Origin of the sequence: Mesorhizobium sp. M1E.F.Ca.ET.063.01.1.1, assembly GCF_003998155.1 — a bacterium.
Classification (GTDB): Bacteria; Pseudomonadota; Alphaproteobacteria; order Rhizobiales; family Rhizobiaceae; genus Mesorhizobium.
This window is the reverse complement of sequence record NZ_RZSC01000978.1, coordinates 1-1,869: the sequence shown is the minus strand read 5'-3', so window position 1 is coordinate 1,869 and position 1,869 is coordinate 1. Positions and strand designations below refer to the sequence as shown.

Genomic DNA, 1,869 nt, shown 5'->3' with positions numbered 1-1,869 from the left:
GTGCCGTGGCATCCTGCGCGGGCTTGGCCGGGGCCGCTGCTTTCGCGGCGGCGGCCAGCGTCTCGCCGACCTGCTGGGCAAGATCGCGGGCGACGCCGTTCTGCCAGATGTCGGCTGCTTTCACGAGGTCGCGCGTCACCGCCGGGCCGCTGTCGAGCAGCTTCTTGCCGGCGTCCGAGCTATAGAAGGCGGCGATATCGTTGAGGTCCTTCTCGGAGAACACCTTCGCATAGGCGAGCGCCGCCTCTTTCTCGAGATCGGCGCGCCGCGAAGCGAGGCCGATCGCCTTCTCGGTGACGGTCTTGCCGATCAGTTCCTGCATGTCGGGGTTCTTCTGGATGAGCTGGTTCTCAAGCGCCGCCGCCGCCTGCGGCAGGATATTGTCGAACGGGTCCGTGGCATGGATAGCCACAACTGCGGCCCGCGCGGCCTTGAGATGCGATTCGCTGATATCCTGCGAAAACGCCGGCGAGGACAGCGCGAGAACGGCTGAGGCCGCCAGAAGCGTCGAAAGACGGCGAACCCGTTTATGCAACATCATGGTCGATAGAACTCCCTGGTTTTCGGGCGGCATGGACGGTTTGGATACCGTCGCCGCCGGCGATGATGGCCGTTGACGCCAGCCCGATGAATAGACCGTGCTCGACAACGCCCGGAATGGCGAAGAGAGCGTTCGAAAGCGCTCTTGTATCCGGAATGCGGCCAAAAGATGCATCGAGGATAAAGTGGCCGCCGTCTGTAACAAATGGCTGGCTCCCCGTCATCCTCAATGTCACCGGACCGGCAAGGCCGAGGTCCGCCGCAGCCGCGCCGACGGCGATCTCGGTGGCGCGCAGGCCGAACTTGTTGACTTCGATTGGCAGCGGAAACCGGCCGAGGGTCTCGACCATCTTGGACCGATCGGCAATCACGATCATGCGATCGGAAGCCGCGGCGACGATCTTTTCGCGCAGGAGCGCGCCGCCGCCGCCCTTGATCAGCGTCAGCGCCGGATCGATCTCGTCGGCGCCGTCGATGGTGAGGTCGAGTTCGGGCGTTTGCTCCAGCGTCGATAGCGGCACGCCGAGCTCGCGGCACAGTGCCGCGGTACGCTCGGATGTGGGCACGCCGATGACCTCGAGGCCGGTCGCGACCTTTTCGGCCAGCAGCCGGACGAATTCGTCGGCGGTCGTGCCTGTGCCGATGCCGAGCCGCATGCCGTTGCTGACATGGGCGAGCGCCGCCCGCGCGGCCTCGACCTTCAACTGCCTTGCATCCATCCGCTCTTGTCCCGGTTTCGCTGGTTTGGCGCGCCTCCTAGCATTTTTGCCTGTCCCGTCAAAGGCTGCCTGTGGACCGATAGAGCCTGCTTGCTTGGCCGCCGCGCAGCCTGTATCGGCTGCGGCACATCAATCGCTGCAGGACTGGCCATGACCCGACCGATCATCGTGTTCGACCTCGACGGGACGATTATCGACACCGCGCCAGACCTGCTCGACAGCCTCAACCACAGCCTGGCAGCCAGCGACCTCGCCGCGGTCGACGAGGCCGGCTTCAGGCGCTTTGTCGGTCACGGCGGCCGCGTCATGATCGAACGGGCGCATGCGGCGCAGAACAAAGCGCTGATGGCGGAAGAGCATGACCGGCTGCTGAAGCTTTTTCTCGATCACTACACGCTCAACATCCCCGGCAAGTCGCGCCCCTACCCCGGCGTGACTTCGGCCCTCGATCGCTTCGAGGCCGCCGGCTACCTGATGGCGGTCTGCACCAACAAATACGAAGCGAATTCGGCGACGTTGATCGGGGCGCTCGGCATGGACAAATATTTCGCCGCGATCTGCGGCCAGGACACGTTCGCCTTTCGCAAGCCCGATCCTCGCCATCTCATCG

The 1,869-nt window shown here is 64.6% G+C and carries 3 protein-coding genes; 1 reads left to right on the top strand and 2 read right to left on the bottom strand.

The features are described from left to right. Positions 1-541 (bottom strand): DUF2059 domain-containing protein (locus EOA29_RS35005; protein WP_127222301.1); only part of this gene is annotated, 541 nt, incomplete at its 3' end. Continuing rightward, entirely contained in the window at positions 528-1,259 is a 732-nt protein-coding gene (gene rpiA, locus EOA29_RS35000; protein ID WP_126093947.1) for a ribose-5-phosphate isomerase RpiA, read from the bottom strand. The genes EOA29_RS35005 and rpiA, both read right to left, overlap by 14 nt. A gap of 150 nt (positions 1,260-1,409) precedes the next feature. Between rpiA and EOA29_RS34995 the strand changes: the two genes are divergently transcribed. After that, on the top strand, positions 1,410-1,869 hold a 460-nt coding region (locus tag EOA29_RS34995), incomplete at its 3' end, for an HAD hydrolase-like protein (protein ID WP_127222300.1).